This window comes from Streptomyces sp. NPDC048111, assembly GCF_043202815.1.
GTDB lineage: Bacteria > Actinomycetota > Actinomycetes > Streptomycetales > Streptomycetaceae > Streptomyces.
In genome coordinates this window covers 515,713-540,555 of sequence record NZ_JBIDBD010000001.1, presented here as the reverse complement: position 1 = coordinate 540,555, position 24,843 = coordinate 515,713, and the positions used below count along the sequence as shown (strand labels likewise).

General features: G+C 72.7%; 25 protein-coding genes and 3 pseudogenes. 10 read left to right on the top strand and 18 right to left on the bottom strand.

Features of this window, described 5'->3' with window-relative positions; genetic code table 11:
• Window positions 1-48: 48 nt before the first annotated feature.
• The 4 genes from ACGF3I_RS02450 to ACGF3I_RS02435 form a co-directional block, all read right to left on the bottom strand.
• Window positions 49-471, bottom strand: a complete 423-nt coding sequence (locus ACGF3I_RS02450) for a hypothetical protein (protein ID WP_393128631.1) — start codon at window positions 469-471, stop codon at window positions 49-51.
• The gene (locus ACGF3I_RS02445) at window positions 468-1,124 is read right to left on the bottom strand and encodes a hypothetical protein (RefSeq protein ID WP_393128630.1); all 657 of its coding nucleotides are present in this window, start codon (window positions 1,122-1,124) and stop codon (window positions 468-470) included. Before ACGF3I_RS02445 ends, ACGF3I_RS02450 begins: the two co-directional genes overlap by 4 nt.
• Before the next feature lie 85 nt (window positions 1,125-1,209).
• Window positions 1,210-2,568, bottom strand: coding sequence for a cytochrome P450 (locus ACGF3I_RS02440; protein ID WP_393128629.1), 1,359 nt, complete (start codon window positions 2,566-2,568; stop codon window positions 1,210-1,212).
• A gap of 177 nt (window positions 2,569-2,745) precedes the next feature.
• Complete coding sequence (locus ACGF3I_RS02435; protein WP_393128628.1) at window positions 2,746-4,293, bottom strand: MFS transporter; 1,548 nt, start codon at window positions 4,291-4,293, stop codon at window positions 2,746-2,748.
• 198 nt (window positions 4,294-4,491) lie between these two features.
• On the opposite strand from ACGF3I_RS02435, the gene ACGF3I_RS02430 reads away from it, so the two are divergent.
• From ACGF3I_RS02430 to ACGF3I_RS02420, 3 genes are all read left to right on the top strand, one after another.
• Window positions 4,492-5,988: a hypothetical protein gene (locus tag ACGF3I_RS02430; protein WP_393128627.1), complete on the top strand. Its 1,497-nt coding sequence runs from the start codon at window positions 4,492-4,494 to the stop codon at window positions 5,986-5,988.
• 421 nt (window positions 5,989-6,409) lie between these two features.
• Window positions 6,410-7,609, top strand: a complete 1,200-nt coding sequence (locus ACGF3I_RS02425) for an AAA family ATPase (RefSeq protein ID WP_393129103.1) — start codon at window positions 6,410-6,412, stop codon at window positions 7,607-7,609.
• Window positions 7,606-8,928, top strand: coding sequence for a VWA-like domain-containing protein (locus ACGF3I_RS02420; RefSeq protein ID WP_393128626.1), 1,323 nt, complete (start codon window positions 7,606-7,608; stop codon window positions 8,926-8,928). The genes ACGF3I_RS02425 and ACGF3I_RS02420 overlap by 4 nt, the downstream gene beginning before the upstream one ends.
• A gap of 87 nt (window positions 8,929-9,015) precedes the next feature.
• Here ACGF3I_RS02420 and ACGF3I_RS02415 read toward each other — a convergent pair whose 3' ends face one another.
• The 5 genes and pseudogenes from ACGF3I_RS02415 to ACGF3I_RS02395 form a co-directional block, all read right to left on the bottom strand.
• The gene (locus ACGF3I_RS02415) at window positions 9,016-9,834 is read right to left on the bottom strand and encodes a class I SAM-dependent methyltransferase (RefSeq protein WP_393128625.1); all 819 of its coding nucleotides are present in this window, start codon (window positions 9,832-9,834) and stop codon (window positions 9,016-9,018) included.
• A 128-nt stretch (window positions 9,835-9,962) separates the two neighbouring features.
• A complete protein-coding gene (locus ACGF3I_RS02410) occupies window positions 9,963-10,190 on the bottom strand; it encodes a DUF5133 domain-containing protein (protein ID WP_393128624.1) in 228 nt (75 codons plus the stop codon).
• 125 nt (window positions 10,191-10,315) lie between these two features.
• Window positions 10,316-11,311, bottom strand: coding sequence for an FAD binding domain-containing protein (locus ACGF3I_RS02405; RefSeq protein ID WP_393128623.1), 996 nt, complete (start codon window positions 11,309-11,311; stop codon window positions 10,316-10,318).
• A complete protein-coding gene (locus ACGF3I_RS02400; RefSeq protein ID WP_393128622.1) occupies window positions 11,308-11,892 on the bottom strand; it encodes a (2Fe-2S)-binding protein in 585 nt (194 codons plus the stop codon). Before ACGF3I_RS02400 ends, ACGF3I_RS02405 begins: the two co-directional genes overlap by 4 nt.
• Before the next feature lie 114 nt (window positions 11,893-12,006).
• Window positions 12,007-12,132: pseudogene (locus tag ACGF3I_RS02395) on the bottom strand (short-chain dehydrogenase); the annotation flags it as partial.
• Between the two features lie 5 nt (window positions 12,133-12,137).
• On the opposite strand from ACGF3I_RS02395, the pseudogene ACGF3I_RS02390 reads away from it, so the two are divergent.
• A pseudogene (locus ACGF3I_RS02390) lies at window positions 12,138-12,305 on the top strand (transcriptional regulator); the annotation flags it as partial.
• A 51-nt stretch (window positions 12,306-12,356) separates the two neighbouring features.
• Here ACGF3I_RS02390 and ACGF3I_RS02385 read toward each other — a convergent pair.
• On the bottom strand, window positions 12,357-12,824 hold the full coding sequence (locus ACGF3I_RS02385) for a nuclear transport factor 2 family protein (RefSeq protein WP_393128621.1): 468 nt from the start codon (window positions 12,822-12,824) through the stop codon (window positions 12,357-12,359).
• A gap of 102 nt (window positions 12,825-12,926) precedes the next feature.
• Here ACGF3I_RS02385 and ACGF3I_RS02380 point away from each other — a divergent pair, with 102 nt between their 5' ends.
• The 3 genes from ACGF3I_RS02380 to ACGF3I_RS02370 all read left to right on the top strand — a co-directional run bounded on the left by ACGF3I_RS02380 (window position 12,927) and on the right by ACGF3I_RS02370 (window position 15,374).
• On the top strand, window positions 12,927-13,496 hold the full coding sequence (locus ACGF3I_RS02380; RefSeq protein ID WP_393128620.1) for a PadR family transcriptional regulator: 570 nt from the start codon (window positions 12,927-12,929) through the stop codon (window positions 13,494-13,496).
• Window positions 13,497-13,623: 127 nt separating this feature from the next.
• The gene (gene nadE / locus ACGF3I_RS02375) at window positions 13,624-14,454 is read left to right on the top strand and encodes an ammonia-dependent NAD(+) synthetase (RefSeq protein WP_393128619.1); all 831 of its coding nucleotides are present in this window, start codon (window positions 13,624-13,626) and stop codon (window positions 14,452-14,454) included.
• 68 nt (window positions 14,455-14,522) lie between these two features.
• Entirely contained in the window at window positions 14,523-15,374 is an 852-nt protein-coding gene (locus tag ACGF3I_RS02370) for an arylamine N-acetyltransferase (RefSeq protein WP_393128618.1), read from the top strand.
• A gap of 61 nt (window positions 15,375-15,435) precedes the next feature.
• On the opposite strand, the gene ACGF3I_RS02365 is transcribed toward ACGF3I_RS02370, so the two are convergent.
• The 8 genes and pseudogenes from ACGF3I_RS02365 to ACGF3I_RS02330 all read right to left on the bottom strand — a co-directional run bounded on the left by ACGF3I_RS02365 (window position 15,436) and on the right by ACGF3I_RS02330 (window position 23,287).
• Window positions 15,436-16,191 carry an SDR family NAD(P)-dependent oxidoreductase gene (locus ACGF3I_RS02365; RefSeq protein ID WP_393128617.1) on the bottom strand — a complete coding sequence of 252 codons (756 nt, stop codon included), beginning with the start codon at window positions 16,189-16,191 and terminating at the stop codon, window positions 15,436-15,438.
• Between the two features lie 29 nt (window positions 16,192-16,220).
• Window positions 16,221-17,222 carry an ornithine carbamoyltransferase gene (locus ACGF3I_RS02360; RefSeq protein ID WP_393128616.1) on the bottom strand — a complete coding sequence of 334 codons (1,002 nt, stop codon included), beginning with the start codon at window positions 17,220-17,222 and terminating at the stop codon, window positions 16,221-16,223.
• Between the two features lie 4 nt (window positions 17,223-17,226).
• Window positions 17,227-18,621: an APC family permease gene (locus ACGF3I_RS02355; protein WP_393128615.1), complete on the bottom strand. Its 1,395-nt coding sequence runs from the start codon at window positions 18,619-18,621 to the stop codon at window positions 17,227-17,229.
• The gene (locus ACGF3I_RS02350) at window positions 18,561-19,418 is read right to left on the bottom strand and encodes an ArpA protein (protein WP_393128614.1); all 858 of its coding nucleotides are present in this window, start codon (window positions 19,416-19,418) and stop codon (window positions 18,561-18,563) included. Before ACGF3I_RS02350 ends, ACGF3I_RS02355 begins: the two co-directional genes overlap by 61 nt.
• Window positions 19,419-19,825: 407 nt before the next feature.
• Window positions 19,826-20,488 carry a maleylpyruvate isomerase N-terminal domain-containing protein gene (locus tag ACGF3I_RS02345; protein WP_393128613.1) on the bottom strand — a complete coding sequence of 221 codons (663 nt, stop codon included), beginning with the start codon at window positions 20,486-20,488 and terminating at the stop codon, window positions 19,826-19,828.
• Between the two features lie 89 nt (window positions 20,489-20,577).
• Window positions 20,578-21,078, bottom strand: coding sequence for a GNAT family N-acetyltransferase (locus ACGF3I_RS02340; protein WP_393128612.1), 501 nt, complete (start codon window positions 21,076-21,078; stop codon window positions 20,578-20,580).
• 52 nt (window positions 21,079-21,130) lie between these two features.
• Window positions 21,131-22,649, bottom strand: a pseudogene (locus ACGF3I_RS02335) (hypothetical protein).
• 131 nt (window positions 22,650-22,780) lie between these two features.
• Window positions 22,781-23,287 carry a carboxymuconolactone decarboxylase family protein gene (locus tag ACGF3I_RS02330; RefSeq protein WP_393128611.1) on the bottom strand — a complete coding sequence of 169 codons (507 nt, stop codon included), beginning with the start codon at window positions 23,285-23,287 and terminating at the stop codon, window positions 22,781-22,783.
• Between the two features lie 167 nt (window positions 23,288-23,454).
• Here ACGF3I_RS02330 and ACGF3I_RS02325 point away from each other — a divergent pair, with 167 nt between their 5' ends.
• The 3 genes from ACGF3I_RS02325 (at window position 23,455) to ACGF3I_RS02315 (ending at window position 24,760) form a co-directional block, all read left to right on the top strand.
• Window positions 23,455-23,694: a hypothetical protein gene (locus tag ACGF3I_RS02325; RefSeq protein WP_393128610.1), complete on the top strand. Its 240-nt coding sequence runs from the start codon at window positions 23,455-23,457 to the stop codon at window positions 23,692-23,694.
• Window positions 23,694-24,068, top strand: coding sequence for a toxin Doc (locus ACGF3I_RS02320; protein WP_393128609.1), 375 nt, complete (start codon window positions 23,694-23,696; stop codon window positions 24,066-24,068). The genes ACGF3I_RS02325 and ACGF3I_RS02320 overlap by 1 nt, the downstream gene beginning before the upstream one ends.
• A 62-nt stretch (window positions 24,069-24,130) precedes the next feature.
• Window positions 24,131-24,760: a TetR family transcriptional regulator gene (locus ACGF3I_RS02315; protein WP_393128608.1), complete on the top strand. Its 630-nt coding sequence runs from the start codon at window positions 24,131-24,133 to the stop codon at window positions 24,758-24,760.
• Window positions 24,761-24,843: the final 83 nt, after the last annotated feature.

The window sequence follows — 24,843 nt, the reverse complement described above, 5'->3', positions numbered from 1 at the left end:
CCGCGCGCGGCACCATCGGACGGGCCGCGCCCCCACGAGGTGCGCGGCCTACCAGAACCAGCCAGGAGTGGCCACATAGTCCTGCGGAACGTAGTCACACGCACCCGCGGTGAACGGTGTGGCCGACAGCTGGCGGGCCAGGGCCTCGCCGTGGGCGTCGACCCCGTCCGCGGCGATCAGCAGGGCGACCACCACGACCAGACACACCACGGGAACCGCGGCCACGCCCTGCCCCTTCCCCTGCATCACGACGGCGCCGGCCAACGCCGCCACCGCCGCGGCCAGGACGAGCCCGAGCGCCGTGAGCGTCAGCCGGTCCAGGTGCGACGACGCGTGGCACAGCAGATGGCGGTGCCCGGAGAAGAGCACCGGCACTCGCTCGGCGAAGGCGGCGGCGCACAGCAGCCACCCGATCGCGACGACGTGCGCGGCGGTCAACCGCCCGAGCACGCCCGGCCGTTCGGTGCTCACCTCTTGGCTGCGCAGATCACGTCGTAGGGCCTGCCGATGGCGAGGGTCAGCCGCATGGGCTCGGTGGTGCCGGAGGGGCACTGGGACGTCTCCTTCGTCAGCCCGAGCACCTGGTAGGTGTCCGGTCCGGCCGAGGCGCAGACCACTTCCTTGGCCGTGGAGGTGACGCAGTCGCCCTTCACCAACTGGCCGCCGCCGGCGCCCGGATCGCCGGGATGGGTGGCGGAGAGGTTGCGGCCGCACACCGTCTTGGAGGGGATGCCGCCGCCTTTGCTCTTGCTGCTGCCGTAGCTGATGCTCACCTGGATGATGAGGTCCGTCCCGGCCGGGCACTGGATGGAGTCCGGCATGAAACTGGCGGGCTGGATGTCGAGGGCCTTGAAGGTGGCGCCCGAGTCGCCGCAGCCGAACGCCTTGTAGCCGTTCGGCGCGTCGTCGGGGTCGGGCCCTCCGCAGTCGCCCACCTTCCAGGTGCCGCTGTCGTGGGACGACGAGGAGGAGGGGGACGCCGAGGACTTCTTGTGGTCGTCGCCGAACAGCTTGGACGCGCCGAAGCCGAGGCCAAGGATCACCACGAGAACGACCAGCGCGGGCAGGCAGCCCCCTCTCCTGCGCGGCGGTTGGGGCGCGAAGGTGCTGCCCGGGTCGACCATGGTGTTTCCCCTCCTGGGAACGGCGGATGACGTGACCGAAGGTGTGGACGCGGCATGCACACCTCATGGTTCCGCCTCGCGATCGTCAGCCGTCCGCCGACGCGCCCCGGGGTTCGCACGTCACGTGGAGCGGCCCGGGCCCGAGCGTGCCGCGCACCTGTACGGTCATGGTGCTCCCCGGATCCGGGCGCAGCCGCCAGCGCGAGCACACCGTGGCGAGCGCCAACGTCATCTCGATCAGGGCGAATTGATCCCCGATGCACTTGCGGTTGCCACCCCCGAAAGGCACGTGCGCACCCCGCGGCAGACTTTCGGTGCCGCGCGCCGCCCAGCGGTCGGGGTCGAAGCGGTCGGGGTCGGGGAACAGCTCCGGACGGTGGTGCAGGAGGTAGGCGCTGTAGAGGAGGGCGGTCCCCTTGGGCAGTTCGCGCCCGGCGAGGGTGGTGTCGGTGGTGGTGACGCGGGTGAAGAACCAGCCCGCGGGATACAGGCGCAGGACCTCGTTGATGACGTGCCGGGTGTAGGTCAGCCCGTCGAGGTCGGCCGTGGTGGCGGTGCGCCCGCCGAGGGTCCGGTCGACCTCCTCGTGCACTCGCGCCTCGGCCTCCGGGTTCTGGCTCAGCAGCCAGACGGCGAACGCGAGGCTGTTGGCGGTGGTTTCGAAACCGGCGCCGATCATGACCATGAGCTGGTCGCGGATGTCCACGTCGGACATCGGGCCACCGGTGTCGTCGTTGACCGCGGCGAGCAGCATGGACACCAGGTCGTCGCCCCCGGGAGCCGCGCGGCGCTCGGCGATGATGCCGTCGATGGCGCGGTGCAGCCGTTCGCAGGCGGCGCGGTAGCGCCGGTTGGCGCGGGTGGGCAGCCGGTAGAGCGGGCCGAGCGGCAGCATCACGCGCTGGTAGATGCCGTCGATCACGGTGTGCAGGCTCTCCTGGACCTCGGCCACCGCCTCGTCCTGCGCCTCGGCGGCGAGCACGCTGCGGGTGACGATCCGCAGGGTCAGGGTGGTGAGCGAGGCGGTCACGTCGAAGCGCAGCCCGGGCCGCCACCGCGAGGTCATCCGGTCGACCTCCTCGCCCATGACCAGCGCGTACTTTTCGATCCGGTCGCTCTGGAAGGCGGGCTGCATCTGGCGGCGCTGCCACCGGTGCTCCTGCCAGCCGGCCATCGGCAGGCTGCTGCCGAACAGCACGCGCGCCTTGTCGAAGAAGGGGCCGCCCTTGTCGAACGTCCGGGAGTCGGTGAGCATGCGGTGGGCCGCGTCCGGATCGCAGACCACGTACGCCGGCCAGGGGCCCATCCCGATGCGTACGAGGTCCCCGTACGCGGGGAGTGAGGACAGGAACTCCAGTGGGCGGGCGTGGAGTTGCCATGCGTGGCCGAGCAACGGCCAGGCGCCTGGGGCTTTTCCCGTACGCGTGGGGGACGTCGTGCTCACGGTGGGGCACCTCCGGGAGGGATCTGCCGGCCGGGGGCCCGGCCGGCCCCCGGATCCCGCATATCCTCCCCACGCCCCACGCGGTGGAACCCGGCGCGAAACAGCACGGCACGGGCGCGCCCCAACGCTCCCAGGCGCCCCGCCGTGCGACCCCGCTGCCCCTGCGAACCGTCCGGCTCAGACGCCGGAGGGCTTGGCACCCTGGAGGCGCTCCAGGTCGGACGGCCGCACCTGGATCGCGATGAGGGCGATGAGCGCGGCCACCACCGCGAAGGCGGCCGCCACGACGAACGCCGTGGACACTCCCGAGGCGAGTACCTGATCGCTCCACGGCCGCGGCAGCTGTCCGGTGCGCCGGAACATCAGCCGCTGCGCCGGGTCCGCCTGCCCGAGGAACTTGGGCACCTGTTCCGTCGCCTCGTTGCGGCTGGCCGTTCCGAACACCGTGACCAGGATGGACAGACCCAGTGAACCGCCCACCTGCTGCGTGGCGTTGAGCATGCCGGAGGCCGCACCGGCCTCGTGCGGCGGCACACCGGAGACGGCCATCAGCGTCAGCGACACGAAGTTGAGGCCCATGCCCAGGCCGAAGACGAGGATCGGGCCGAGGATGCTGCCCGCGTAGGAGGAGTGGATGTCCGTCTGCGTCAGCCAGGACAGTCCGCCCGCGGCAAGGAGCGATCCGGCCACCATGAAGGGCTTCGGCCCGTATTTCGGCAGCAGTTGGGAGGCGGTTCCCGCACCCACCGCGATGATCGCGCTGACCGGGAGGAAGGCGAGGCCGGCCCGGAGCGGCGAGAAGCCCAGCACGTCCTGGACGAACAGCGTGAGGAAGAAGAACATGCCGAAGATCGCGGCGGCCAGGCTCAGCATGATGCCGTACGTTCCCGCGCGATTGCGGTCGGCGAACATGTGCAACGGTGTGATGGGCTGCTGCGAACGCCGCTCCACCAGGACGAACGTGGCCAGGAGTACGACCGCGACGGCGAACGAACCGAGTGTGAACGGGTCGCTCCAGCCCTCCTGGGCAGCACGGATGAAGCCATAGACCAGCGCCACCATGCCGATGGTCGACGTCAGTGCGCCGAGGACGTCGAAGTGGCCGGAGTGCCGTTCGGACTCCTTGATGTGCCGCGGGGTGGCCAGCAGGATCAGAACGGCGATCGGCACGTTCACGAACAGCACCCAGCGCCAGTTCAGCCACTCCACGAGCATGCCGCCGGCCAGCAGACCGATCGCTCCGCCGCCCGCCGACACCGCGGCGAAGACGCCGAAGGCGCGGTTGCGCTCAAGGCCCTCGGTGAACGTGGTGGTGATCAGCGCCAGTGCGGTCGGCGACGCGATGGCACCGCCCACTCCCTGAAGGGCGCGCGCGGCCAGCAGTTCGCCGGAGTTCTGGGAAAGTCCGCCGAGCAGCGAGGCGACCGCGAAGAGCAGGACGCCGCACATGAACACCCTGCGCCGGCCGAGGATGTCGCCGGTCCGGCCGCCCAGCAGGAGCAGGCCGCCGAACGTGAGGGTGTACGCGCTGACCACCCAGGCGAGGCCCGTGGTGGAGAAGTGGAGCGCGCTCTGGATGTGCGGCAGGGCGATGTTCACGATCGTGATGTCGAGGACGACCATCAGCTGACAGGCTGCGATGACGAGCAGCGCGATCCCTTTGCCGCCGCCTCCGCCGTCGGGGGCCGCGGGCTCGACCGTGGGTGTCGCCCGTGAACTCGTCATGATGATGGACCCTGCCCTCGCACGAGGACGGTGGACGCTGACGTCCACCGTTCGACCCTATGCCCGGGTCCGGGGCGTCACCAGTCGATCATGGCCGGAACACGGCTGACAGATCACGAGCGACCGGGCTATGCTCCCGGCGATGACTACTCCTCCCGTTCACAGATTGGGGGACCCGTCCGCGCAAGGTGAGTGCTGATGCTCACTTCTGTCGCGGAGGGCCACTCCCGCCTCTCCCTCTGGCTGCGCGTGCGCGAGTTCGCCGTGCCGCCCTCCATGATCGAGACCGCGACCGCCCGCCGTTCCGTCGGGGACTGGGCCGGTGCGTGCGCCGCCGCCGGTTTCGACGTCGATCTGGACCTACGCTCCCTCACCCGTACGCACGGCCGCGACCTCGCGGCACAACTCCGCGCCGATCTGCGCCAGTTGGCCCCCGACCTGCTGCGCTGGCACATGCCGCGGATCGCGCCCGACGGACTGCTGCGCCCGGGCCTGACCCTCACGCTCGCGCGCTACGGCGCCGCCGGACGGCCCGGCCCGGGCCCGGTGCACCTCGTCGTGCGCACTCCGCCCGCCTGGGCGGACGCCGGTCAGCGGATCGCCCTCACGCTCTGGGGCGAGGACCAGCACGACTCCCCGTGGGGATGCCCTGCCGGCCATCCGCATCCACGCCCCCAGCAGCGGTTCCGCCTCGATTTGCACCGTCACCTGTGGGACGCCCGTCGGACCGGCGAGCTGGCCCTGCGCTCCGGGGCCGACGGGTGCGCCGCAGGCGGGGGCCCGGGGCTGAACCCGTCGGCGTTCGGGCCGCGGGCGCCGGGCTCGGGGGTGTTCGTCCCGGGAGCACCGGGCCCGGACGCGCTGGATCCGGTGGCGCTCGACCCGGACGTGCGGGCAGCGCTGCCGCCCGGGCAGCGCTGCGCCGTCGGACGATGGGCCGCGGAGGCCGGCATCCTGCTCGGCTCCGAGGGCCGGTCCCACGGTGACTTCACCGTTCGCCTGGCTGCCCGCAGGCGTCTCCAGCTGGCCCTGGTCGGCGCTCCGCACGGCCCCGCCCTGCGGCTCGCCGAAACATCCCCGCAGGGCAGCGGGACGGGGCCGGTACCGGTCCTGCCCGACGCGGCGACCTGGGTACTTCCGGACCTGGACCTGATCGGGGCCGGCGCGATCGAGGCCGGCCGACTGCACCCGCTGGTCGCCGCCGCGCTCGCGCCGGGCCACGAGCCACCAGGAGCGGATTGGAACCGGAACCGTGCGGACGGCACGCGCGTCGTGGAGTGCCGGGGCGAGCGGCATCGGATCGCCCTGGTCGACGGGGTGCTCGCGCCCCTCGACCACCCTCCGGCGCAGGTTCGCCAGGAGGAGCTGCTCCTCGCCCTCGGCGGCCCCCCGCTGCCCTGTCTGCGGGCCATCGACGAGGCGCACCGCCGGCCCGAGTGCCTGACCGGGGTCCGTGAGCGGCTGGACCACGGCGACATCGCCGGAGCGCTGGCCGTGGTCGAGCAACTCCTTGGCCCCGAAGCGGTGTTGCGCGACGGGGCGCTCAAGGAGGAGCTGGAGGTCGCGGCACGGCGCCGCCTCGACCACGGCCTGTACCGCACCGGCCTGATGGGGCCGGGGCCGGGACGCATCGAACCGCGCCGACCCCGCCCGCGCACCAGCCGCGCCCACCCGCGCCACACCCACGCACGCTGACCGGGCCGTGCCCGGCCCGGCCCCGCGCCACCCCGCCGACCGCACCGAGACGCATGCCTGTCCCCGGGCGCTGCGGCACACCACGCGAACCGCGCGGTGCACACCGCCGTTCGCACGCCCGGCCCACCACGTAACCCCACGAACCCATAGGTGATCACCACATATGTCCACGCACACCGCGTACGCCGCTACACACTCCACCCGTCCGCTCCCTGTCTCCGACTCCGACCTCGACTCCGACCTCGACTCCAACTGCAACTCCAGCGCCGACTCCAACCCCAGCCCCAGCCCCAGCCCCGGCGCCGGCTCCGACTGCGACCCCCTCTCCGACTCGGGCTCGCAGGCCCGCTTCGACGCTGCCTGCCGCCCCGGCGCCGGGCCGTCCACGCCGGCGCCCGTCCCCGCCGGATCACCCCTCGATGTGGCGGGTGAGCTGCTGAGCCTCCTGTGCGACACCACCACCGAGCCGCGCCCCGACCCGCAGCTGGAGGCGCTCACCCTGGCCGTCGCCGCCGACCTGCCCGTCCTGCTGTGGGGCGAGCCGGGGATCGGCAAGACGGCCGCCCTGACCCAACTCGCCGCCGAGCTGGACCTTCCGCTGACCACGGTGATCGCCAGCGTCCACGAACCGTCCGACTTCTCCGGGCTGCCCGTCGTCGGGGACGATCCCGCCGTACAGGGCGTGCCGATGGCGCCGCCGGAGTGGGCCGTGCGCCTGGTCGCGTCCGGCCGTGGCCTGCTGTTCCTCGACGAGCTGTCCACCGCGCCGCCCGCCGTTCAGGCGGCGCTGCTCCGGCTCGTCCTGGAGCGCCGCATCGGAACGCTCCAACTCCCGCCCGGGGTAAGGATCGTGGCGGCGGCCAACCCGCGGGCCTCGGCCGCCGACGGCTGGGAGTTGAGCCCGCCGCTCGCCAACCGCTTCGTCCATCTCCAGTGGACGCACGACCACGAGGTCGTGGTGCGCGGACTCGGCGGCACCTGGCCGCGCGCCACCCTGCCGCGCCTCGCCGCCGAACGGCTCCCGCAGGCCGTCGACTTCGCCCGCCGGGCCGTGTGCGGTCTCCTCGCGGCCCGCCCGGCGCTCGTGCACCAGCTCCCCAGCACGGAGACGCGCCGGGGTGGTGCGTGGCCTTCGCCGCGCAGCTGGGACATGACCCTGCGGCTGATCGCGTTCGCGACCGCCGCCGGCGTCTCGCGCGACGTGCTGGCGATGCTGGTGCGCGGAACCGTGGGCGACGGCCCGGGACTCGAACTCCTGGCGAGCCTCGACCGGATGGATCTGCCGGACCCCGAGACGCTCCTGGCCGATCCGGCGGGCGCCGCGCTGCCCGAGCGGGGCGACCTGCGTCAGGCGGTGCTGGACGGTGTGGTGGCCGCCGTACGCCGACGCCCCGACCGGGCCCGCTGGGACGCGGCCTGGGCGCTCATGGCCAAGGCGGTCGAGACGGGCGCTCCGGACGTGGTCGTCGTCCCGGCCACCACCCTCGCCTCGCTGCGCCGCGACGACTGGGACGTACCACCGACGATCGAGCGGCTCGCGGGGGCGGTGTCGCTGTCACGGCGTGCCGACCGGGCGGCCCGCAACGCGCGGCCCGCGGCCGGCGCCAAGGGGGGACGATGAGGAGCGGAGCCGCGCCGAAGGGTGCCCCAACTGGGCTGCCGGACAAGCCGATTGACGCTCGGCCCGAATCCGTCGTGCGGAACCCCGGCACCCTCGACTTCGACAAACTGTTCGCCGCCCGGTTGCACGCCGCGCGTGTGCGGCCCTATCTGGCGACGGCCCTGTTCGCCCTGCATCCCGTGGAGGCGCCGGAGGTCATGACGATGGCCGTCGACCGGCACTGGCGGTGCTACGTGTCGCCGGCGTTCGTGGCCCGCACCCCCGTCGAGCAGCTGGCCGGTGTGTGGGTGCACGAGGTGTCGCACCTGCTGCGCGACCACCACGGCCGGAGCGACCGGTTCGCGCGCGAACACGGTCTGACCGGCCGGGGCGAGCGGCTCAGGATGAACATCGCGGCGGACTGCGAGATCAACGACGACGTGTACGGCGACGGACTCGTGCGGCCCAAGGGGGCGGTCGGACCGTCGTCCCTCGGGCTGCGCGCCGGGCTGCTCATGGAGGACTACCTGCGGGAGTTCCGGCTCGGCCCCAACACCCGGCTGCTGAACTGGCTGGACTGCGGCAGCGGCGCGGACGGCCTGGAGCGCGGCTGGGAGCTGGGGCCCGGCGGCTCGCACGCGCTCAGCGAACAGGAGCGTGACGCCGTCAGGTTCCGGGTGGCCGAAGGCATCCGCGGCCGCCCCGGAAGCGTCCCCGAAGGGTGGCGGCGCTGGGCGGAGGAGGCGTTCCATCCACCGCAGCCCTGGCGGGAGTTGCTCGGAGCGGCCCTGCGCGCCGCGGTGTCGGGCGCGGGGACGGGGGAGGACTACACCTACGGCAGGCCCGCGCGGCGGTCGGTCGGCGTGCCCCGCGTCGTGCTGCCGAGCCTGCGCCGCACCCCGCCCCGGGTGTGCGTGATCATCGACACCTCGGGCTCGGTCAGCGACGCCGAACTGGGCAGCGCCCTGCTGGAGGTCGCCGCGATCTCCAGCGCGGTGGGCGGCGGCCGTGACCTGGTCAGCGTCCTGCCGTGCGACGCGGCGGCGCACTTCGTACGGACGCTGTGCCGGGGGGAGGGGATCGCGCTGGTGGGCGGCGGAGGCACGGATCTGCGCGCGGGCTTCGCCAGGGCCCTCGCGGCCCGGCCCCGGCCGGACGTCATCGTCGTCATGACCGACGGCCAGACCCCCTGGCCCGACAGCCGGCCCCCGTGCCGCACGGTCGTCGGGCTCTTCCCGCGCGCCGGTGGCCGTCGCTCCGCGGTCGAGGACGACCCCGATTACGTACCGGACAGGCCGCCGGCGTGGGCCAGGGTGGTCGAGATCGGATCCGGTGCGTAGCGCGGCCCCGCGCAGGTCCCCGCGGCGACGGCCGGTCACAGCGGCCCGCGCGCTCGGGGTTCCCCTCGGGGCGGTCGTCACCGAACCTCAGCGACGGCCCCATGCGAGCAGCGCCGCGTGGGGGAGTGCCAACTGGCCGTCCGGCAGGGCGAATTCGGCGCTGAGGAGGTGGAACCGGCGCTTGATCTCGGCGCGGATGTGCTCGGGCTGACTCAGGATCGTCTGGCCGATGGTGCCGATGCCGTCGGCGGCGCCGCCCCACCACGCCTCGGCGGTCGTGCGGTGGTCCCAGTGCAGTGGTTCGCAGGCGACGTCCTTCAGGCCGGCCGAGCGGAGGAGATCGGCGAGGCCGGTCGTGGTCCGGGGGAAGTCGTCGTCGGCGGCCAGGGCCGGGAGGTGGGGCGGGCGGGACGCTCCCGCTGCCTGGGCGGCCCGGCCGAGCAGGGCCTGCCCGGCTCCCGCGGGCGACGCCCAGACGGTGAGTGCGACCCGGCCGCCCGGCCGCACGACGCGGCGCAGCTCGGCGAGGACGGCCCTGGGGCGTCCCACATGATTGAGGACGAAGTTGCCCGTCACCGCGTCGAACAGGCCCTCGGAGAAGGGCAGTTGAGGAAGCACCGCCAGATGGAACTCCGCCTGCGGGACGGCTCGCGCCGCCAGTTCGACCATGCTGACCTCGGCGTCCACGCCCGTCACCCGCGCACCGCGCTCCAAGGCCGCGGCGGCCACCGTGCCCGTTCCGGTGCCCACGTCGAGGACGCGCACCCCGTCCCGTACCCGGGCCGCGTCGAGCAGCCGCGGAACGGGGTGGGCGCACAGCCTGCCGAAGCTGTCCGCGTACGCCTGGGCCCGCCCCGCCCAGATCCGCCGCTCGCTCGCGTCGAACGCCGTCAACACCACTGCCATCGCCCTCCCCGGCCGCCCTGTGCGCGCACGGCCGCGGCTCCGCCCTGCCTCCTGGATCCTTCCGGCACCCTACGGGAGTCGGGGGAGGGGCAGCGGCGGAGCCGCGGAACAGGGCGTGAGCGGGGGTGTCAGGCGGTGAGGACCGAGTCGTCGAAGGTGCGGGCCCCGGGCAGCCGGTGGCGGGCTGCGATGACGGCGGCGTCGATGTCCCTGGTGCCCGTCGAGACGCAGAGGGTGTACATCACGTCGTCGAGGCGCTGTCGCGTGGCCTCGCTGCCGTCGGCGGCGTTCAGCAGCAGCAGGGCCTCGTACTCGTCGAGCAGATCGCGGAGCACTGCCGGATGCGCCATCAGCATGGGTGGGACCCTCCCGTCGACACGGTCACGATGTTGCTGCTCCTGTGCCCCGGTTGCTGTGTCGTACACGGGGCGCCGTGAAAGATTTCTCGCGGTCGTGAACGGGAAGTCCGACGTCGGTCCCTTCAGGGGCGGCGCGGCCGGGACGTCAGCGCGTCCAGGACCTCCCGGGCCAGTCCGCGGGCGAGTTCCACCTTGTACGCGTTGTGCCGCAGCGGCACCGCGCCCGCCAGCTCCGCCTCCACCGCCCGCTCCACGCTCTCGGCGGCCGGGGTCGTGCCCAGCAGGGCGGCCTCCGTCTGCCGGGCCCGCCACGGCCGGTGGGCGAGACCGCCGAAGGCGACCGCCACATGGCGCACCACACCGTGCTCGACCCGCACCACGGCGGCCACCGAGGCAAGGGCGAAGGTGTGCCCCGCCCGGTCCCGGGCCTTGCGGTAGCGCGAGACGCTGCCCGGCGGCACCGGCGGCAGCAGGACGGCCGTGACGAGCTCACCGGGCCGCATCACGGTGTCCAGATCGGGCCTGTCCTGCGGCAGCCGGTAGAACTCGGTGACCGGCACGGTCCGTACCCCGCCCCGGCCCTCCAGCTCGACCAGGGCGTCGAGCGCGGCCAGCGCCACCGCCAGGTCGGAGGGGTGGGTGGCCACGCACTGCGAGGAGTGGCCGAAGACCGCGTGATCGCGGTTCACGCCCTCGAGCGCACCGCACCCGCTGCCCGGCACCCGCTTGTTGCAGGGCCTCGACAGGTCCTGGAAGTAACCGCAGCGGGTGCGCTGCAACAGGTTGCCGGCCGTGGTGGCCATGTTGCGCAGCTGCCCCGAGGCGCCGCTGAGCAGCGCCTGTGCCAGGACCGGGCGGCTCTCGCGCACCGCCGGATGCGCGGCGAGGTCGCTGTTGCGTGCCGTCGCCCCCACCCGCAGCGAGCCGTCCGGCATGTCCTCGATCGCGTCGAGCGGCAGACGGGTGATGTCGACGACGAGGTCCGGACGCTCGACACCGAGCTTCATCAGCTCGACCAGACTGGTTCCACCACCGAGGTAGCGGGCCTCCGGGCGCCCGCCGTGGGCGGCCGATGCCTCCGCGAGGGAGCGCGGGCACACATACGCGAGGGGCTTCACACGATCACGTCCTGTACGGCACGGGCGGTGCCCGGATAGGCCCCGCAGCGGCACAGCCGCCCGCTCAGCCGGTCGCGCACCTCGTCCGCGGTCAGCCGCACGGGAACGTCCACCGGCAGGTCGATGTCGGTGACGACGGCGGGCGGCGCCCCGTCGTCCGGGCCACCGGGCCCGGCGTGCCGCTGCGGTGCGCAGTACGCGCACTGGAGCACGTCGCGTTCCACCGGCGCGCGGCGCAGCGGGTGCCGGTCGCCGTCCGCGCCGGCCGCGGCCACCAGGCCTTCCACGGTGACGATGTCGTGCCCCTGCTGTGCCACGGCGAGGAGCAGACAGCTCGTGGCCCGGCGGCCGTCGATGAGCACCGTGCACTCCCCGCAGCGGCCGTCGTCGCAGCCCTTCTGCGAGGCCGTCAGGCCCAGGGACTCGCGCAGCACTTCCAGCAGCGTGGCGCAGTGCTCCAGCTCGACGCGGTGGTCGGCGTCGTTCACCGTCAGGGTCACGCGCGACTCCGTCGCGCCGTGCTGATTGGCCCGGGGGGCGTGCCCCGGGCCCTGATCACTCCGGCCGTGTTGTGCTTCCATCGTTCACGAGCTCCTCGATCCGGACAGTCAGCGGTTGACCGCGTCACCACCCTCGTACAGCTCACGGTCTCCGGCATCTTGGCCGGGGCATCCCGACGAACCGCGCCACCGCCGCTACCCGGGCAGCGGACCATGGACATCGAAGAACCCGCCGGTCGGCCCGTCCGGCCCGGCCTGCGCCATGCGGACGATGATCCCGGCGCCCTGCTCGACCGTCTGGACGCCGGTCCGGCCGCCGAGGGCGACACCCCGAGCTCGGCCCGGTGACCCTGGACTGCGATGTCCTGACCGTCGCCGGGAGCGAGCTGCGCGTCATGGTCTACACGGCGGAACCGGGCAGCCGGGACGCCGAGCGGCTGGAGCTGCTGGCGCCGGCGGGGGCCGCGGCGCCGGCCGGCGTCGGCGTCAACTAGCTGGTGTCCAGGGTGAGTTCGTGTCCGCACGGGCTTCCGTACGGGGTGGGGCTAGCCCTCGGCCGGAGCGGGCGCGAGGCCGTCCTCGACCAGGCCGGCCAGGACGGCCCCGCCCAGCGCCTGCACGGCCGACAGCGGGCGGACCATCACGGTGAACTCCTTGATCCGCCCCGAGTCGTCGAACTGGAGCAGGTCGATGCCGTGGATCTGCTTGCCGCCCACCGTCGCGCGGAACGGCAGGACCACCGACGGGGCCTGCGACCCGTCGGCGCTCGTCTCGGCGGCGCCCTCGAAACTCCCGACGTAGCGCAGGTCCTCGAAGGTGCGCACCAGGACCCCGAAGAGCCCGAGCACCATCGCCTTGCCCTCGAACGGGACGAACTTCACCGGACTGTAGAGCCGGACCTCGTCGGTGAACAGGGCGTCGAGCGCGGCGAGATCGCGCTTCTCCACGGCCGCACGGAAGCGTGCGGCGGTCTCGGTGAAGCGGGCGGTCTGCGCGGATCCGGCGGCGTTCATGAACCCTCCTGGGGCGAGCGGCAACGTCATAGTCATCAATCTGACTACTCAGATCGTTGAGTATGATGCCGTCACGCGCGACGAAAGGGAAGGGGCGCCCGGATGGCTCTGCGACACGCCGTGCTCGCGGCTCTGCTGGACGGCGAGTACAGCGGCTACCAGCTGGCCAAGGCCTTCGACATCGGGGTGGCCAACTTCTGGCACGCCCTGCCGCAGCAGCTGTACGCCGAACTCGCCAAGCTGGAGAAGGACGGCCTGGTGGCGGGGCGCCACGTGGTCCAGGAGACCCGGCCCAACAAGCGCCTCTTCCACGTCACCGAGGCCGGCCGCGCCGAACTGGAGGCGTTCGCGGCAGCCGCCTCGAAGCCCTCGTTCATCCGGGACGACCTGTTGGTCAAGGTCCAGGCCGCCGACCGCATCGGCACCGCGTCCGTGATCGAACAGCTCGACGGGCGCGCCCGCGCCGCCGATGCCAAGATCGAGCAACTCGGCGCGCTGCTGCGGCAGTTGAGGGGCGCGTGCGACGAGGAGGAGTTCCTGCTGCACGGCGAGCGCATCGGCCCCTATCTGACGTGCCTGCGCGGTCTCGCCTTCGAGACGGAGCACCGGGACTGGTGCCGGCGCATCGCGTCCGTGCTGCGCGCTCGGCAGCGGCCCGGCGCCGGAGCATGACCGGCCGGCCGGGCTCGGACCGAGGTCCCCGCCGCCGGGCGGCGGCCCGAGGAGTCGGCCGGGGCCGGCTTGGTTAGGCTGGTCCCCGACAGCAACAGCGCAGCGCAACGCGGAACAAGGAGCAGACGTGAGCGAGTCGGCGTCCATCGCCCTGCAGCAGGAGATCGCCCGGGAACTCGAGGTCGCCGAAACCTTCGACGCCGAGCGGGAGATCGAGCGCCGCGTGGCCTTCCTCGCCGAGCGGCTCACCTCCACGGGGCTGCGCTGCCTCGTCCTCGGCATCAGCGGCGGCGTGGACTCCACCACGGCGGGCCGGCTGTGCCAGCTCGCCGTCGAGCGGGCCAGGGCCGCCGGCCACGAGGCCCGCTTCTACGCGATGCGCCTGCCCTACGGAGTCCAGGCCGACGAGCACGACGCCCAGACGGCGCTCTCCTTCATCAAGCCCGACCACGTCCTGACCGTGGACGTGAAGCCCGCGAGCGACGCCGCGCTCCAGGCCGTCGTGGACGGCGACGTGGCGTTCCGCGACGAGAGCCACCAGGACTTCGTGCTCGGCAACATCAAGGCGCGCCAGCGGATGATCGCCCAGTACGCGGTGGCCGGCGCGCACGGCGGCCTGGTCGTCGGCACCGATCACGCCGCCGAGGCGGTGTCCGGGTTCTTCACCAAGTTCGGCGACGGCGCGGCCGACCTCGTCCCGCTCACGGGTCTGACCAAGCGCCGGGTGCGCGCCGTCGCGGCCGCCCTGGGCGCGCCGTCCGGCCTGGTGGGCAAGGTGCCGACCGCCGACCTGGAGACGCTCGACCCGGGCAAGACCGACGAGGCGGCCCTCGGCGTGAGCTACGACGACATCGACGACTTCCTGGAGGGCAGGCCGGTGGACGAGCAGGTCTTCAAGACGATCGTCGACCGCTACCGCCTCACCGACCACAAGCGCCGGCTGCCCATCGCCCCCTGATACACCGGCCGATCCACCGGCGCCGCCGTCCCCACATCCGACGTGAGCACACAAGGAGACCGCCTTCTATGTGGAACGGCGACGCCCTCGATCTCGACGCCTATCTGACCCACGTCGGTCATGTGGGGGACCGCACCCCCACCCTGGCCACCCTGCGCGCGCTGCACCGGGCCCATGTGCTCTCCGTACGGTGGGAGAACATCGAGTCGGTGCTGCGCAAACACCGGCCGCTGGACGTCGAGTCGGTGCAGGCCAAGCTGATCGGCAGCCCGCGCGGCGGCACCTGCTTCGAGCACGTCACCCTGTACGCGGCCGCCCTGGAACGCCTCGGTTACGCGTTCTTCGTCGTCCAGGGCCGGGTCAGGACGGGCTCGCCGAGCATCCGGCCCGAGACGCACGCCATGGTGATCGTCGAGCTCGACGGACGGCGCTGGCTGAGCGACGTCGGCTTCGGCGCCAGCCCCCTCGAACCCATCGAGCTGACCGACGCGACGGACACCACGGACGGGGTCTGGTCCTACCGGCTGCGCCGCCAGGAGGTCTCGCCGGGCGAAGTCGGCTGGGCGCTCTACCAGCCCGCCGACAAGCGCGCGGGCATCGAGGTGACCGACGACGGATGGATGGTGCGGCACACCTTCACCCTCCACCGCCAATATCCGATCGACCTCCAGGTCAGCAACCACTACGGCGCGTCGAGCCCGCAGTCGGTCTTCAGCGACCGCCTCTTCCTCCAGCGTCTGCACCCCGACCGGCTGCACCTCCTGGACAGCCGGCGCCTGACCACCATCAGGCCCGGCGCCGAGGCCCCTCACGAGAGCCGCGAGCTCGAACCCCATGAGGTGCCCAAGGTCATCGCCGACGTCTTCGGCATCGAACTGTCCCAGCGGGACATCGAGCTGCTCCTGCCGAAACTGGTCTGAACTCCCAGCAGGGCGGGGCGTGTTCGGGGCGGTGGCCGAGTACCGCGCAGCGCCCCGGCAGCTACACGGTGCCGCCGCCGTCCACGGTCAAGACCGCGCCGGTGATGAAGGACGCCTCCTCTCCGAGGAGGAAACGTACGGCGTCGGCGATCTCCCCGGGCTCGCCGATCCGGCCCAGCGGCCGGTCGGCCGCCTCGGCGTAGAACTCCTCGACCGGACGCCCCAGTTGACGCGCCTCGCGCTCCAGCATGCCCGTCCTGACGTCGCCGGGCGCCACGCAGTTGGCGCGGATGCCCGCCGCCGCGTGGTCGAGCGCCATCGCCTGCGTCAGCATCACCACGCCCGCCTTGGCCGCGCAGTACGCGGCGGCCCGCCGGCCCGCGCGCAGACCCCAGCCCGACGCCACGGTGACGATCGCGCCCCCGCCGGCGCGCGCCAGATGCGGGACGGCGGCCCGGCAGGTGAGGAACACCGAGTCCAGGTTGTCCTCGAAGGTGGCCCGCCAGTCGGCCGGGCTCAGCTCCGTGATGTCACCGCGCCGGATGCTGCCCGCCACCGTACAGAGCCCGTGCAGCGCTCCGAAGCGCTCCACGACCGACGTCACGAGCTGAGCCACGTCGTCGGGCCGGGACAGCTCGCAGGCGAACGGTTCGGCCCGCCCGCCCGCCGACCGCACGTCGAGGGACACCTCGCGGGCGGCTTCGATGGCGCGGTCCGCCACGGCCAGCGTGGTGCGGTGGTCGGCCAGCCGGCGGCAGACGGCCGACCCGATGCCGCCCGCGCCACCGGTGACGAGCACGACCCGGTCATCCTCCACAGCCCCGGCCACTCCTTCCCGCGGCCCGCTCACCGCGCATCCTCCGTGAGCGACGGGGCCTGCGACGCGCTGCCGAGCACCAGGGCCAGCAGCGCCTTCTGGGCGTGCAGGCGGTTCTCGGCCTGGTCGAAGATCAGCGAGCGGGGCCCGTCCTTGACCTCGGCGTCCATCTCCTCGCCGCGGTTGCTCGGCATGCAGTCCAGGAACGGCGCACCGGGCGCGGCGAGCGCCATCAGCGGTTCGGTGACCCGCCACCGGTCCGCGAGACGCGTACGCGTCTGCCACTCCTGCTGCCCCGCGAGCCGCAGCGACTTCCAGCTCTGCACGTACACCGCGTCGGCGCCCCGCACCGCCTCCGCCATGTCCTCGCAGAAGTCGAGACGGGCCCCGGATCCGGCGGCGAGGTCCTGGGCCTGCTTCACATACCGCTCGTCCAGGCCGAAACCTGGTGGGTGCGCGAACGTGACGTGATGGCCGAGCAGGGCCGCGGCCAGGAGCGAGGAGTGCAGCACGCCCGGAGTCTTCTGCCGGGAGGAGTAGGCCCAGGTGTAGACGACCCGGCGCCGCGGCAGGTCGTCGCCGAACCGTTCGCGCAGGGTCAGCAGATCGGCGAGCACCTGGCACGGGTGCTCCTCGTCGTCCAGGGCGTTGATCACCGGGATCGAGGCGTGGTCGGCCATGGTGCGCAGCCTGCGGTGCCCGGCGCCGTAGTCCGCCATGTCGTACCAGCGGACGACCAGCGCGCTCAGATAGCGGCTGAGCACACCCGCCGTGTCCTCGATCGTCTCGTTGTTGGCCAGCCGCAGCTCCTCGGGGCCGTAGGTGTAGCTGCGCCCGCCGAGCTGCGCCGCCGCCACCTGGAAGGAGACCCGGGTACGGGTGGAGGGCACGTGGAAGAGCAGGCCCAGATCCATCCCCGTCAGATGGGGGCGGGTGTCCTCGCCGCTCTTCATGCGGGCGGCCAGGTCGAGGACGGTGCGCAACTCATCGGCGGTGAAGTCGGTCATCCCGAGTATGTGGCGGCCGAGCACGGCGTCACCTCTCTGTCCGGTCGTGGTGGGGACGGTTCTCTCGTCGGTCGTGGTGGGAACGGTGTCGGGGCGCTGAGGTGTTCGGTACGGCGGTCGAGGCGACGCTGTCGGCGGGCGTCGGGCGCCCGCGGGCGCGCTCGCGCCGAAACTGCCAGGTCTCGATGAGCGCCGCCGCCGCGAACATGCCCGCCGCGTAGCCGACGCTGACCCCCATGAACGGCAGCATCAGCACGGTCACCGCCGTGACCAGGCGCGTCGTCCAGCGCATCGCCGCGCTCCGTACGAGCCGCAGGGCCGACACGAACGCGAGGAGGAAGACCAGGAGGTAGGCGGCGGAGGACGCCTTGATGAGGACCGACTCGTTGGAGTCGGTCACCGCGAGCAGGCCGAGGGTGAGGCTGTAGCCCGGGACGAGGGCGAGCACCGCCCGGTACGGGGTGGCGGTCCGGGGCGACAGACGGCTCAGGGCGCGGGGGACGACGCCCTCGCGGGCCAGGGCGAAGACGACCCGGGAGGTGCCGAGGCACCAGGCGTTGGTGGTGAGCACCAGCAGGACGGCCGCCACCAGATAGCCGAGGGTGGTGTGGTCGGAACCGGTCGCCAGCCTCAACAGGCGTGTGAACCCGGTGAGTTGCTCCTGTGCGCTCTGGCCCGCGGGCAGGGTGAGGGCCACCGTCAGGGCCATCGCGAAGTAGAGCACTCCCACCACGCACACGGCATACAGGATGCCGCGCGGGAAGGTGCGCGCGGGGTCGCGCACCTCTTCCGCGATCGGGGCGGCGTTCTCCCAGCCGATGAAGCCGAAGAAGCAGATCAGCAGCGTGTCCCCGAGCACCGCCCACCCGTGCGGGGCGAACGGCTGCAGTCGGGCCGTGCTGCCCTGCGGCAGGGCCAGCACGATGACCGCGCACAGGAAGACCGTCACGACGGCCAGCACGGTGAGCTGGACGCGCCCGCTCACCCTGACGCCCAGCAGGTTGAGCGCGACGCAGCAGAGGATGACGACGGCACCGGCCGCCAGCGAGGCCCGGTTGGAGGCGCCCGGGGCCAGCGCCGCCAGGAGGTAGCGCCCGGCGATCAGACCGAGCACGGGGTTGGCCGCGAGCAGCGTCATCAGGAGGTACAGCGCGGCGATCCGGCCGGCCCGCCGCCCGAAGGCCACCTCGACGAACTGCGCCACCCCCTTGCTCGTCGGATGCAGCGTCGAGAGTTCGGCGAAGACGAGCGCGAACGGATAGCTGTAGACGATCAGGACGGCCCAGGCCAGCAGCGAGAGCGGCCCGGCCGTGCTCCAGGCGAGCACCGGGATGACCAGAAGGCCGACGCCGAGGACCGAGGTCAGGTAGTGGACGACGAGTCCGGGGACTCCGATGTGCCGCCGCAGGACGTTCGCCGCCACGGGGAGTTCTCCTGTTCCGTTCCGCCGATGGCCGTATCCGGGACCGGATCGGCCCACAAGGCGTCCATGGTCTCGTGGGACAGGGACTTGGCCAGGTCGCGGCGCGCGGCGTACCCCATGTTCACGATGAGGCGCCGTCCGCCGCTGACCGGATACACCCGGTGCAGGGTGGTGTCGGACCGCAGGAAGTACAGGTCGCCGGGCCTGAGTTCGACGGAATGGATCGGGCGGGACACGAACTGCCGGTGCAATTGCGGGTCTTCCTTGTCCCATTCCGTCCGCGGGACGCACTGCACGAACCCGCCCCGCTCCAGGGGCGGACAGTCGATCACCCACACGAGCGCGAAGCTGTAGTCGTCCCAGTGCCAGCCGTGGGTGTCGCCGGACCGGGTGAGTTCGGTGATCACGAACTGCTCGGGTGCGTAGGGACATGCGAGCACCTCTTCCCCCGCCACCGCCGACAGGGCCTCGCGCAGCCCCTCCGACGCGTACACCCCGGGCAGGATCCGGCCGTGCTCGGCGATCTCGGCCCGGCGTACGTTGCGCATCCGCCGGGGCGTGCCCCCGGTCTCCGCGAACACGCCGTCCCGGCGCACCGCATGACGGCCCATCAGTGACTCCGTCTCCTCCGCCAAGAACTTCTTGACGTCGCGCGGAGCGAGGAACCCGGTCTTCACGAAGCCCTGGGTGAGGAATGCGCGGCGGGCCCGCTGGAGGCGCAGCGGTGGCACATCGTGGACGAGGTGGCGTTCCAGGGCGTCGACAACGCTGTCGGCGCGTCCGTTTCCGTCGGTCATGGCAAGTTCCGTTCCCCGATCTTCCCGGCGCCGCCGCCATCGGTGCGGCCCGAAGGCGTGCGTGGTTCCGGGGCCTTGGTCCTTGACCAGTGAACAGTGCCGGAGTTCGGGCGCGGGCGGTGCGGGAGGCATTCGCGCCAGCCCCTGATGGCTCCAACCCGCGGGGCCGGCGGCTTGGCCCGGGCGGGCGTCAGGGGCCGCAACCCCGCCGAACGGCCGCCCGCTTGACAGAGTCACCGCATCTGCGGCCAATTCCCCGGCGCAGCAAGCAAATTGGGCAGCGCGGACGCGACCCGCCCCCTATCCTCCGCCATCGAGCCGCGCGGTCGGCGAGGCCGGCCGTTCGCCCAGGGCCGGGGGAGGGCGTACCGGCCGGGGCGGGCGGCGCGGACTTGGCGCAGTATGGCTCAGCCGATGACGAGCGGGAGCCGCTCGCCCAGCGCGCCCAGTTCCGCCCGCTGGGCGTCGGTGGGCGTTCGCCGGCCGGTGCCGATCAGCAGGGCGGCCGTGTCGCCGAAGGACGCGGGGAAGGCGGCGCCGGCGATCCCCTCCAGCAGGGCGCGGGAGCGGGCGAGGCCTTCGGCGGGCGGCGCCGGGGCGTGGGGGAGCCGGTCGCTGAGGTCGAGGTGATGCAGCGTCCACTCCAGGACGTACGCGCCGAGGTAGTCGCCGGTCGTCAGGATCTGGTCCTGGGTGCTGACGCGCACCGACGGATCGGCCAGCCGCGCCGCGCGCCCGGCGGCGGAGCCGACGTCGTCCAGGTGGAACCGGAGCAGGCGCGGCTCCTGGTAGGCGGCGGCCAGCCGGACGATGAGCGCGTCCAGCGGGTCGTCCCCCGTCGGGGGCTCGTCGCCGAGCCGCCAGTACGTGACGGCGTCGACGGTCACCTCCGCCCCGGCCGGGGCAGGCGTCACCAAGGTGATGAGGACGTCCTGCGCGTCGATGACCAGATGGCACACGAGATCCCGCACGAGCCACCCGGCACAGCCGGACGCCCGGCCGAAGTCCTCGTCCGCAAGCCCGTCAACGGCCGTGAGCAGGGCGTCCCATGAGCGCGAGAAGAGATCCACGGGGCGCACGGTAGTGGGGCGCGGGGAGCAGGAACAAGCGGGCGGGGCCGGCCGCTCACCTCTTGCAGCCGACCGGGCCCCCACGACGATCAGGCCCGCGCCCCGGGCGGGCGCACCATGAAGACATCCACCGGGTCCTGCGACTCCACGGCGAACCCGTGGCGCTCGTAGAGACGCCGCGCCGCGCTGCCCTGGAGCACGTTCAGGCGGACGGGCGCCGCGATGGCCTCGGGGCGGGCGAGTACGGCACGCAGGACCGCCGAGCCGAGGCCGCGGCCCTGGACGGCCGGGGCCAGATAGAAGTGCTCCAGCCAGTAACCGTCCTCGGCCGGCCGCAGGGCCACGCACCCCGCGAACGCGCCGTCGGCCAGGACGATCCAGGTGTGCGAGGGGCAGAACGCGTCGCGGAACCGCTGACGCACCCGGTGCTCGTCGAAGCGGCCGAGCCGCTCCAGGTCCGGCCGCATCGCCACGGCCCGCAGCTCGACGATCGCCTCGACATCAGCCCCCTCCGCAGGCCGCAACGCCCACGCCCCCCGGCCCCCCGCCGCGACTATCCCGGTCGCACCGGGCCCCTTACTCGTGTCCATGGGCGCAGTATCCCAACGGCTGTGCCAACAGCTGCCACGGGGTGGCCAGGGCTTACCGCAGAGGTATGAGTTCCGACATCACCGCCGGCGGCAGCGATGGATTGGCGGCTGCGGCCTCGGCCACTTGCCAGTCCGGGTCGGTCAGTAGTTCCTGGATGATCCGAGGCGGGAGCGCCGCATGCCCGGCGGCCAAGGGCCTCGCTCGGGCATCGGCGAGGCAGGTGAGGAGTGCCGGCGCCGACGCATGGCGATGCCGAGCGATTTCGCGCAGCGCCTTCCGTGCCGATGGTTGGTGCCGGGCGAGGTCCTCCAGGAGTGCGGGAGTCGCGTCCGGATTGGTTGCCACCGCGGCGGCGATCTGGACTCCGTGCCGGTCGAGCGCGGCGCGCAGTCGGCGTTCCGAGAGACCTGGATGCGGAGCGATGGACTTGACCACTTTCGCATCGGCATCGGTGGCCAGCGCGTCACGGAGCGCCGGTGGCAGATCGCGTCGCTGGGCCATGAGCATCCGTGCGGCCGGGTTCGGCGATGCGGCCAGTTGCTCGACCTCCGCGGGCGATGCCGAGGCGATCCGCGGCAGCAGGGTGGCGCCGATCCTGGTGGCGCGGGCGAGGCGGGTCAGCACTTCGAGCGGGACGCGCGGGTTGTGGGCGAGCTTGCGCCGCACCTCGTGGTCGCGGTCGGCGGCCAGTGCGTGGATCAGGGCGTCGTCGATCGCCGGATTCTCGGACGAGGTCGGCTCGAACACCGGGATGCGAATCCACGGCGAGCCGAGCGCAGACTTCCGATGGCAGATCGGGACGGCCCGCGAGCGTCCGGCGCAGCCCCGGCGATGGGTCGCCGACGAAGCCCACGACGGCTTCCGTGGGTGTGGACGGGTGTTGAATCGCCGTCTGCCGTATGCCGTGTCCGGTGGATTCGTGGGAGCCGTCGCAGGAGGCGCCGGACAACAGGTCGCAGTCGACTCGCGCGCATTGCGGATCGTGCATGAACGGCACTTCTTCACGGTCGCAGACCAGGCAGCGTTGTGCGGCCGGCAGCCCCTTCCCGGTGAGCAGTGCTGCCAGTACGGCCGGTGGCGTGGCCTCGTTGGCCGCCACCGCGCGCCGGACCTCGGCATGGGGATGGGACGCGAGCCTGGTGGCCATGCCCGACGTCGTCCACAACGCGAGTTCCGCGACGACCTGTGCGTCCGAGTCGGTGGCCAGCTTCTCCACCACGTCGGGCGGAAGGCCGGGGCAGGCGGCGAGTTTCTCCCGGCGCTCGACGACGGGGTCTTCCGCGAGGAGGCGCGCCCACTCCGGGCGTCCGGCACGCTCGGACAGCAGGGCGAGCGCGACATCCGGACGCGTCGCGGGATCAACGTCCGCGGCCGTCAACAGGCCCGCGTGGGCGAGTGACAGGGCGCTTTCCTCACCCCGGGACGCCAGTGCCACCGCCTGCGCGTGGCTCAAGTCGGCCCGCAGAGCGAGGTCCGCGGCCATGTCGGCATCCGCTATGGCGATCAGCCGGTCGACCAGCTCGGACGGCAGATTTACGTTGGCGGCGAGCCCGCACAGAACATGGTGCACGAAGGCATCCTGCCGGGAACGTCAGCCCTTGGCTCCTGGATTTCCCGCCCGTGCCGGCGGTGCGGACAGGGGCGGACCTGAGGACACGGGTGCCCGTGAGCGGGCGGCCGCCGGCCCCACCGCGCAGCGCATCAGTTCCAGGGGTCCGTGAACGCGCGGCCCGGTACCGGCTTGGCTATCAGGGCCACGGCCGTGAAGAAATTCACCTGGCCGATGGCGAACATCAAGGTGGCCAGGGCCTTCGGCTCGTAGTGCTCGGCCGCCAGCGCGTACAACTCGTCCGTGACGCGTTCGCCGTGGGCCGCGGGCCGCAGCGTGGCCTCGGCCAGGGCGAGGGCGGCCCGCTCGGGCGGGGTGAAGTACGGCGAGTCCTGCCAGGACACCACCGAGGCGATGCGCTCCTCCGATTCCCCGGCCCGGCGCAGGAACCCGGTGTGCAGCACGGTCAGATAGGTGCTGGCGGCGATCTGCCCGGCCCGCAGCTGCACCAGGCCGATCGTGGAGCGCGGCACCGAACCGTTGCCGGTGATCCGGAACAGCGCGGCGGACACCCCCGCCAGTTCGGGCACCAGCTCCGCCGGGTCGTCGGTCATGCGCGGGGCCATCGGTACCTGTGCGGTGAGTGAACGCGTCTGCATGGTCGTCTCCTCGGTGGGGTCGTTCCTGTGGGGCAACACCCCTTTGACCCGCGGGGGAGATGGAGTGTGACGACCCGAGCGGCAGTTTCTCGGTGGCGGCCGGGGGCGGTCCGCGCAGTTGCGTCCGTCCCGTGGCCGAGCAGGTACCAACTAGGTACCATCGAGTCATGCCGTCCTTGAACATCACCTTCACCGACGAGGAACTCGAAGCGGTCAGGGCCGCTGCGGCCGCCGACGGAAAGTCCCTCAAGCAGTACGTCCACGACCTGCCCCTGCGCGAGCAGCAGCGCCTGCAGTTCGTCCGCTACGCGCTCTCCTGGGGGGAGCGCCAGCGCGCCGAGTTCGACGAGGCCTTCCCCGACGAGGCACCGCCGAACGCGCGCGGCGAGGGGGCGGACGCGGCCTGATGGTCCTCTACATCGACGTCCCGTGGCTCCTGGACGTCCAGGAGCAGGCCGTGCCCGAAGACGTGAGCGTGGCCGACTACTCGGCCCTCGTCGCCGCCGTCGCCCGGCACAAGACCCGCATCCCGCGCCCCGCCACCGCGGACCCCGAACCCTCCTGGCGCGCCGCCGCCCTGCTGCACACCCTGGTGCGGCTCCAGCCGCTGCCGCACCGCAACAGCCTGTACGCCTGCCAGGTGACGGCCGCCTACATGTACGCGTCGGGCGAGGGCATCGACCCCCCGTACGGCGCGATGGTCGACCTCGTGCGCGACATCCAGGCCGGCAAGGTGAGCGTCTACCAGGCCGCCGACCGGATCCGGGACTGGCGCATCTGACGGTCGACGGCCCGAGCCGGCGCACCCCGGGTGCGTCCGGCGCGCCCCGTAGGCTCGGGCGCATGGGTAGTGAGATGGGGTTGCGGGAGCGCAAGCGGCGGCAGACCTTCGAGGCGGTCTCGGAGGCCGCCATCGGCATGTTCCTGGAGCGCGGGTTCGACAAGGTGTCCGTCGCGGAGATCGCCGCCGCCGCCGGGATCTCCAAGCCGACGCTCTTCCGCTACTTCCCCGCCAAGGAGGACCTCGTCCTGCACCGGTTCGCCGACCACGAGGACGAAGCGGCCCGGGTCGTCGCGGCGGGCCGTACCGCGGGAGTGGCGCCGCTCCCGGCCCTGTACGCCCACTTCCGTACCGGCCTGGAGCGCCGGGACCCGGTGACGGGGCTCTGCGACAACGCCCAAGTGCGGGCCTATCACGCCCTGTTGTACGGCACGCCGAGCCTGGTGGCCCGCCTCTACGGCTACCAGGGACGGTCGGAGCAGGCGCTGGCGGCGGAACTCGGCGAGGGGGTCGGAGCGCGGGTCGCCGCAGGCCAGATCATCGCCGCGCAGCGCATCCTCGCCGAGGAGAACTGGAACCGGATCGCGGGCGGCGCGAGCGCGGACGCGCTGTACGAGGACGCGCTGGCGGCGGCGGACCACGCCTTCCACCAGCTGTCCCAGGGGCTCGGTGCCGCGTACGGGCGGGCGTGAGGCTCAGCGCTCACCCCCCCCTGTTGTGTGGTGACGTCCCTGTCCGGCATTCGTTACCGAGTAAAAAATGTTACCCGGTTACG

Bases quoted from the DNA above. Each gene is read 5' to 3' on its own strand.
- ACGF3I_RS02370 (WP_393128618.1), top strand. From the start codon at position 14,523: ATGTGGAACGGCGACGCCCTCGATCTCGACGCCTATCTGACCCACGTC.
- ACGF3I_RS02340 (WP_393128612.1), bottom strand. From the start codon at position 21,078: ATGGACACGAGTAAGGGGCCCGGTGCGACCGGGATAGTCGCGGCGGGG.
- ACGF3I_RS02320 (WP_393128609.1), top strand. From the start codon at position 23,694: ATGGTCCTCTACATCGACGTCCCGTGGCTCCTGGACGTCCAGGAGCAG.
- ACGF3I_RS02385 (WP_393128621.1), bottom strand. From the start codon at position 12,824: ATGAACGCCGCCGGATCCGCGCAGACCGCCCGCTTCACCGAGACCGCC.
- ACGF3I_RS02445 (WP_393128630.1), bottom strand. From the start codon at position 1,124: ATGGTCGACCCGGGCAGCACCTTCGCGCCCCAACCGCCGCGCAGGAGA.
- ACGF3I_RS02400 (WP_393128622.1), bottom strand. From the start codon at position 11,892: ATGGAAGCACAACACGGCCGGAGTGATCAGGGCCCGGGGCACGCCCCC.
- ACGF3I_RS02315 (WP_393128608.1), top strand. From the start codon at position 24,131: ATGGGTAGTGAGATGGGGTTGCGGGAGCGCAAGCGGCGGCAGACCTTC.
- ACGF3I_RS02415 (WP_393128625.1), bottom strand. From the start codon at position 9,834: ATGGCAGTGGTGTTGACGGCGTTCGACGCGAGCGAGCGGCGGATCTGG.
- ACGF3I_RS02410 (WP_393128624.1), bottom strand. From the start codon at position 10,190: ATGCTGATGGCGCATCCGGCAGTGCTCCGCGATCTGCTCGACGAGTAC.
- ACGF3I_RS02420 (WP_393128626.1), top strand. From the start codon at position 7,606: ATGAGGAGCGGAGCCGCGCCGAAGGGTGCCCCAACTGGGCTGCCGGAC.
- ACGF3I_RS02435 (WP_393128628.1), bottom strand. From the start codon at position 4,293: ATGACGAGTTCACGGGCGACACCCACGGTCGAGCCCGCGGCCCCCGAC.
- ACGF3I_RS02430 (WP_393128627.1), top strand. From the start codon at position 4,492: ATGCTCACTTCTGTCGCGGAGGGCCACTCCCGCCTCTCCCTCTGGCTG.
- ACGF3I_RS02380 (WP_393128620.1), top strand. From the start codon at position 12,927: ATGGCTCTGCGACACGCCGTGCTCGCGGCTCTGCTGGACGGCGAGTAC.
- ACGF3I_RS02330 (WP_393128611.1), bottom strand. From the start codon at position 23,287: ATGCAGACGCGTTCACTCACCGCACAGGTACCGATGGCCCCGCGCATG.
- ACGF3I_RS02325 (WP_393128610.1), top strand. From the start codon at position 23,455: ATGCCGTCCTTGAACATCACCTTCACCGACGAGGAACTCGAAGCGGTC.
- ACGF3I_RS02350 (WP_393128614.1), bottom strand. From the start codon at position 19,418: ATGACCGACGGAAACGGACGCGCCGACAGCGTTGTCGACGCCCTGGAA.